The 6306-nt window shown below is 38.6% G+C and carries 7 protein-coding genes; 4 read left to right on the forward strand and 3 right to left on the reverse strand.

Features of this window, described 5'->3' with window-relative positions; all coding sequences use genetic code 11:
- Positions 1-104: 104 nt before the first annotated feature.
- Positions 105-1274, reverse strand: coding sequence for a MalY/PatB family protein (locus tag V7122_RS19450; protein ID WP_335528420.1), 1170 nt, complete (start codon positions 1272-1274; stop codon positions 105-107).
- A gap of 346 nt (positions 1275-1620) precedes the next feature.
- On the opposite strand from V7122_RS19450, the gene V7122_RS19455 reads away from it, so the two are divergent.
- Positions 1621-1881: a DUF1871 family protein gene (locus V7122_RS19455; protein WP_335354667.1), complete on the forward strand. Its 261-nt coding sequence runs from the start codon at positions 1621-1623 to the stop codon at positions 1879-1881.
- Positions 1882-1904: 23 nt separating this feature from the next.
- Here the strand turns inward: V7122_RS19455 and V7122_RS19460 are convergent, their stop codons facing one another.
- Positions 1905-2738 carry an alpha/beta fold hydrolase gene (locus V7122_RS19460; protein ID WP_335528423.1) on the reverse strand — a complete coding sequence of 278 codons (834 nt, stop codon included), beginning with the start codon at positions 2736-2738 and terminating at the stop codon, positions 1905-1907.
- Positions 2739-3080: 342 nt separating this feature from the next.
- On the opposite strand from V7122_RS19460, the gene yugI reads away from it, so the two are divergent.
- A complete protein-coding gene (gene yugI / locus V7122_RS19465) occupies positions 3081-3485 on the forward strand; it encodes a S1 domain-containing post-transcriptional regulator GSP13 (RefSeq protein WP_335528426.1) in 405 nt (134 codons plus the stop codon).
- A gap of 117 nt (positions 3486-3602) precedes the next feature.
- Positions 3603-3968, forward strand: a complete 366-nt coding sequence (locus V7122_RS19470) for a group I truncated hemoglobin (protein ID WP_335347267.1) — start codon at positions 3603-3605, stop codon at positions 3966-3968.
- Positions 3969-3997: 29 nt separating this feature from the next.
- Here the strand turns inward: V7122_RS19470 and V7122_RS19475 are convergent, their stop codons facing one another.
- The gene (locus V7122_RS19475) at positions 3998-5443 is read right to left on the reverse strand and encodes a sigma-54 interaction domain-containing protein (RefSeq protein ID WP_335528429.1); all 1446 of its coding nucleotides are present in this window, start codon (positions 5441-5443) and stop codon (positions 3998-4000) included.
- 214 nt (positions 5444-5657) lie between these two features.
- Here V7122_RS19475 and V7122_RS19480 point away from each other — a divergent pair.
- Positions 5658-6306 (forward strand): aldehyde dehydrogenase family protein (locus V7122_RS19480; protein ID WP_335528431.1); only part of this gene is annotated, 649 nt, incomplete at its 3' end.

A 6306-nucleotide genomic window follows, 5' to 3' on the forward strand; every position in this document is an offset into this window, starting at 1 on the left:
AAAGTGTGTTTATCGGACAAAAAAGCAAAATTTCCAAAAAGTTGTCCACAAAGTAGTATTTGGTGAAAGAAAATTGACCCACTATCCACAACTTTATCCACTTATTAATCAAATGCTTTTTTCAATCTCTCCAACCCATCTAACAACATTTCCCGCGGACAGGCGATATTCATGCGAACAAAGCCTTCGCCCCCAGGACCGTACTTTTTCCCTGGTTCTAATGCCAGCTTGCCTTTATATAATAACCGTTCTCTAATGTCTTCATCGCTTAAATCCAGCCCACGGCAATTTAACCATAATAAATAGGTGCCCTCAGGTTCCATGACTTTGATCGAAGGCAAGTGTTTTTCGATAAAGCTCTTTGCTGTTGCGATATTTTCATGTAAGTATTCAAGAACCTCATCCAACCAGCTATCCCCGTGCTGATAAGCAGCTTCCATTCCAATTGCTCCAAATGTTGGCAATGAAAAGAAGCCTTGACGCTGCAGAACTTTTTGAAATCCTTCGCGAAGTTCTTTGTTGGAAATGATAACAGCAGAAGCTTGTAGACCTGCTAGATTAAATGTTTTTGTTGGTGCAATGCAAGTAATTGTAATCTCACTGAATTTGTTATCCAATGAAGCGATTGGAATATGCTTATTTTGTTTAAAAACAAGGTCAGAATGAATTTCATCGGAAAGAATTAAGCAATGATACTGATGGCAGAGCTCACCAATCTTTTGTAATTCTTCTTTTGTCCATGCTCTGCCGCCAGGATTATGCGGATTACATAAAAGGAATAACTTAACTCCCTCTTTTAATCGATCTTCAAAATCAGCAAAATCGATTTCAAATCGATTATTTATTAACTTTAAGGGGGAATTTACTACTTCCCGATTATTCTTCTTAATCATGTCGAAAAAAGGAGCATACACAGGTGATTGGAGCATCACTTTATCTCCAGGGACAGTATAGGCCTCAATAGCGGTTGCAATCGAAGGAACGACTCCCAAATTATAAAGAATCCATTCACTTTCAACATTCCAGCTGTGTCTATTCTGAAGCCATTGCTTAATGCTATCAGCAGTAGAGGTTGAAGGATACGTATAGCCGAAAACACCATGATGAACTCGATCCAGAAGAGCATCTTTTACTTCTGAAGGCGGCTCGAAATCCATATCAGCTACCCACATTGGCAATACATCGCTCGTTCCAAAGACTTGCTGGGTCATTCCCCATTTAACAGAGGAGGTATTTTCCCGATTAATCATTTTGTCAAAGTCAAACTTCTTCATTGTATCCCCGCCTTTTCAATGATATAGCCTTTCCTCTATAATAAGGGATGGAAACAAAAAGTAAAAACATTTAGTGAAACTCAATCAGTGTTGATTAATCCAAGATGAATATGATAGACATGGGCTATTTATAAAAAAAATATTATACTTGTTCTTTACCAACTGATTGTAGTTGCGGCCCACAGGATGTGGGTCACACAGACGTTGCCACAGGACGTGGAGTTCTTAGTCTGTGTTCCTATAATAGGGCTTTTACGGGCTGTTAGTCACCTGAATAGGTTTCTTTTTTCCTCAAACTTTTTAAAGTGGGGTCTTACAGCCCGTTAATCTGCGGAAAGGTGATAATATGCAAATTCAACAATTAAACATACAGCTCGTCAATACAATAAATGAGTGGGATCCTTTTGGAATGGGTGCAGGCAATTATGAAACGGAAATTGCTGATATTGTTCAGGCAGTCCATGATTTAGATGATCAGAATAAGCTAGCTAGAAAAATTCAGGCCATTTTTGAATTTTCCTTTGAAAAGCTTCTAGCCATTGAGGAATGCTCAGAAGTCGCTCGTAAACTTCTGGCTATTAAAGATGATGGAGTGTGTACAATTTAGAGAAGGGTGACTCTTTTGCAGATTCACCCTTTCTTAGTAAATTCCTTTATATATTGGAAAACCTCCTCCGGTCTTTCCTCTGGAAGGAGGTGGCCGGTTTCTTTTAAAACAATGAGCTTCGAATTATTTAGATCCTGTTGCAGCTGTTTGCCTATTTGCAGTGGAACTACTTTATCCTGCTCTCCCCAAATTAATAAGCAGGGTACTTGAATTTCTTTTAAGATATCTGCAGACAAATCTCCCTCGCGGTCACGGATTAGCTTTGCCAGGGCTAAGAATATATCGTCTTTTAAAAATGGGGCTAAATATCCTTCTGCCATTTCTTCATCGATTATAGATTGGTTGTAAACAACGAGCCGTAAATTATTTTCTAATCCTGAACGCTCCAGCCACCTCTTAACGAATAGGTGAGAAAATGGAAGATAAGTCGCAAGAACAAGCTGGAGCTTTGATTTTTTTAAATAGCCTGAGCTGCAAAGAAGTACCACTTTATCAATTAGATCTGGACGTAAATGAGCGATGTATAAGGAAATTTGTCCACCCATAGAATGGCCAAGTAATATGATTTTATTTAATTGTATGCTTTCAATGAGCTGTATAACGGTCATCGCCATATTTTTATATGAATATTTGTAACGGCGGGATTTTCCGCTTTGCCCAAAAGGGGGTAAGTCAATAGATATGACATTATATTCATTTATTAAATAGGGGATAAGCCTCCGGAAGCTAAAGCTTGAGGATAGAAAGCCGTGCAGTAGGACAACGGTTTTCTTTGAGGATGAGTGTCGCTGAAAGCTTTCATAGTAAATATGATTTCCATTTATATGTACGTCTTGTTTTTCCATAGTATTCTCCATGTATATCCCCTCAATGTCAGTATACCTTATTTTCACCGAAGGAATTGAAATCAACCAAACAAAAAAAGGACAACCCAAAGGATTGTCACTTCAAAAAGGGGGAATACTAGAAAGTCTTTAAGACCATCATGCCCAACAAGCCTTGCTTTCAAACATCAAATCACAAAAAACATCTTATCCAATAAAACTTGTCTGTCTAGATTAAATAATAATATTAATTACGAGCAAAATAGAGAATATCAAGACCGAATTAATTACTTTTTGAAAAAAGGCTTGAACTGTGGTATAATTTTTAATTGCGAATAAAAAGGATAAAAATTAATAGAAATTAGGAGTGTTTCCATGTCTGAAAAAATCGAAGTAGGCAGTGTTATTAAAGGTAAGGTGACAGGAGTTCAACCGTATGGTGCGTTTGTTGCGTTGAATGAGACTACTCAAGGGCTTGTTCATATTTCTGAGGTTACTCATGGATTTGTTAAGGATATTAATGAACATCTTAAAGTTGGAGATGAAGTAGAAGTTAAAGTTTTATCTGTTGATGAGGCATCAGGAAAAATTGGATTATCGATCCGTGCTACACAAGAAGCGCCAGCCGAGGCTGAAGTAAAAGCGAAAAAGCCGCGTAAACCTCGCCCAGCAGCTCCAATCCATGTGGAAAACGATACGGCTCAAGGATTTAATACACTTAAGGATAAACTTCAAGAGTGGATTGACCAATCTCAACGTGAAGATTTGATTAAGAAATAAGAATGGAAACCGGGCTTAGCCCGGTTTTTTACTTTTTTTGGTCAAAGGGAACCTGAATACTTGCTTAATCTCTATCGAATAATAACTCTTGTTATTAATATGAAGGGGGAATTTCACATGGCAGAACAAACACTTTATGAAAAAGTCGGCGGTGAAGAGGCAATTGTAAAGGTTGTCGACTACTTTTATTCTGAATTAGTCTTAAAGGATCCAACGGTAAACCAATTTTTTGAGAATACAGATATGGAAAAGCAGCGCAGACATCAAACGAAGTTTATTAGCTTTGCCTTAGGTGGACCTAATCAATATTCGGGAAATTCGATGGCAAAGGCTCATAAAGGGATGAATCTGCAGCCCGAGCATTTTGATGCCATTGCCACACATCTGGGAGAGGCTCTCGCTCATTTTGGGGTTGGTGATGAAGATATCGCCCAGGCTTTAAATAAAGTTAATACGCTTAAAGACGATATTCTCTATCAATAAAAATATAAACTCGCCAATCGGCGAGTTTTTTATAGTCGAATATTTCCGCTAACTGTGGCTTCCTCTTTCCTAATCTGGTGCTTTTTAAGCCGATATTGCAGATTTTGCCGGCTCATGCAAAGAGATTTTGCGGCTTGGGTAATATTATATTGATGAAGCTGTAACACTTTTTCTAAATAGCTTTTTTCTGCTTCATCCATATAATCTTCCAAGGACTTAAATTGACTGCTTGATTCATTCTGATGATGTGTTAGGCTGATCGGTGTAAAAATATCATTTTTAAATTGCGGCTTATTGCGGAAATGGATCGGCAAATGAAGATAACCAATGTGCTCCTCATGAACAATTAAATTCATCGCACCTTCTATAACATGCTCTAGTTCCCGTACATTTCCAGGCCAATCATACTGTTCAAATACACTTAAAACATGATCGTCAATCCCTTGAACCTTCATGCCAAAAAGGTGATTGTATTTTTCAATAAAGAAACGGACAAGATCTTGAATATCCTTCCTTCTATCCCGCAAAGGAGGGATGAATAAAGAAACAACGCTCAATCTGTAATATAGGTCTTTTCGCAGTCTTCCATCGGAGATCGCATCGATAGGATCCTCGTTTATAGTAGCAATGATCCGGACGTCTACCTTACGATCTTTTGTGTCTCCAATTCGTCTAACCATTCGTTCCTGTAAAACCCTTAAAAGCTTCGCCTGCAAGGCTGGATTTAGAGAATTGATTTCGTCAAGCAGCAAGGTTCCGCCTTCCGCCTGTTCGAAAAGACCTGGACGTTCAATCGCACCTGTAAAAGCCCCTTTCTTTGTCCCGAATAACAGCCCCTCAATCAAGCTATCAGGCAAGGCAGCACAGTTCTGAGAGATAAAGGGCTTTGAAGATCGATTGCTTCCATTATGAATGCTTTGTGCGAATAGCTCTTTTCCTGTTCCTGTATCACCAACGATAAGAATTGATGAACTAGTGCGGGTCGCCCTCTTGCTCGCCTCGATCACATTCTTAATTTCTTCACTGATTCCGATAATGCTATCAAATGTGTAGCGGGTGTTTCCTTTTTTATTCATATTTTCTCTAATCAGCTTTTCTAGTTTTGTCACATCGCGGGCAATTTCCATGGCGCCAATTCGAACGCCTTCCTCCGAAACGGGGAAGGTGTTATTAATCGTTGTTATTTCCTGCCCTTTATTATTAAAATAAGTTTGCTTAGCATTAATGATTTTCTCCCCGTGAGTTAAAGCTCTCAAAAGGGTGCTAGCCTCATCCTTATGAAAGGAGAATACATCCAATAGCTCCTTATCGAGGACATCTGAGTAATCCATTCCCTCCATTTCAGCCATTTTTTTATTATAAATTATCGTTTTGCCTTCGTGATCAACAACGTGGACTCCGATATCTATTTCTTTAAGTATCTGTTGGAAAAACGTATTAATTAATTTCATTTGAGCGAAATTTGGATTATTCATTGTCTTGCTCCTTCATCATTCTTTCCTTCATTTTATGTAAAGAATGGAAGGGGTGCAATGTTTTTTTGCTCCTTAACAGGTGTTGAGAGATCAAAATGCAAAATAATTTTGCTGTTAAGAAAGAAAAAACAACATTTGACACGGTATACATATTTGGCACATATCTTGCAATGATATATGGATGTAATGAAAAAGTGCTAAGGGGGAAGGAATCATGGTACAAGCATACAAACATGAGCCATTCACAAATTTTAAGTTAGACGAAAACCGTGAGGCATATCTAACAGGCTTAAAAACGGTTGAAGGCTATTTAGGAAAAGACTACGATTTAGTCATTGGTGGAGAGCGTATTTCTACTGAGGAAAAAATTGTTTCTTATAATCCCGCAAATAAAGAAGAAGTGATTGGTCGTGTATCCAAGGCAAGCCAAGAATTAGCCGAAAAAGCCATGCAGGCTGCTGTTGAAGCGTTCAAAACATGGAAAAAGGTAAAGCCGGAAATTCGTGCGGACGTTCTTTTCAAAGCAGCTGCGATCATCCGCCGCCGCAAGCATGAATTCTCTGCTCTTTTAACAAAAGAAGCAGGAAAGCCATGGAATGAGGCAGATGCAGATACTGCAGAAGCGATTGATTTCTTAGAATATTACGCACGTCAAATGCTGCGTATTAAAGATGGTGTTCCAGTAAACAGCCGTCCAAACGAATATAACCGTTATGACTACATTCCATTAGGAGTGGGAATCATTATCTCTCCTTGGAATTTCCCGTTAGCGATTATGGCTGGTACGACTGTTGCAGCAATCGTAACAGGAAACACTGTATTATTAAAACCAGCTTCAACAACACCAATTGTTGCAGCGAAAT

The organism is Bacillus sp. JJ1532 (assembly GCF_036965085.1).
Lineage (GTDB): Bacteria > Bacillota > Bacilli > Bacillales > Cytobacillaceae > Cytobacillus.

Bases quoted from the DNA above. Each gene is read 5' to 3' on its own strand.
- V7122_RS19460 (WP_335528423.1), bottom strand. From the start codon at position 2,738: ATGGAGAATACTATGGAAAAACAAGACGTACATATAAATGGAAATCAT.
- V7122_RS19475 (WP_335528429.1), bottom strand. From the start codon at position 5,443: ATGAATAATCCAAATTTCGCTCAAATGAAATTAATTAATACGTTTTTC.
- V7122_RS19470 (WP_335347267.1), top strand. From the start codon at position 3,603: ATGGCAGAACAAACACTTTATGAAAAAGTCGGCGGTGAAGAGGCAATT.
- V7122_RS19455 (WP_335354667.1), top strand. From the start codon at position 1,621: ATGCAAATTCAACAATTAAACATACAGCTCGTCAATACAATAAATGAG.
- yugI (WP_335528426.1), top strand. From the start codon at position 3,081: ATGTCTGAAAAAATCGAAGTAGGCAGTGTTATTAAAGGTAAGGTGACA.
- V7122_RS19450 (WP_335528420.1), bottom strand. From the start codon at position 1,274: ATGAAGAAGTTTGACTTTGACAAAATGATTAATCGGGAAAATACCTCC.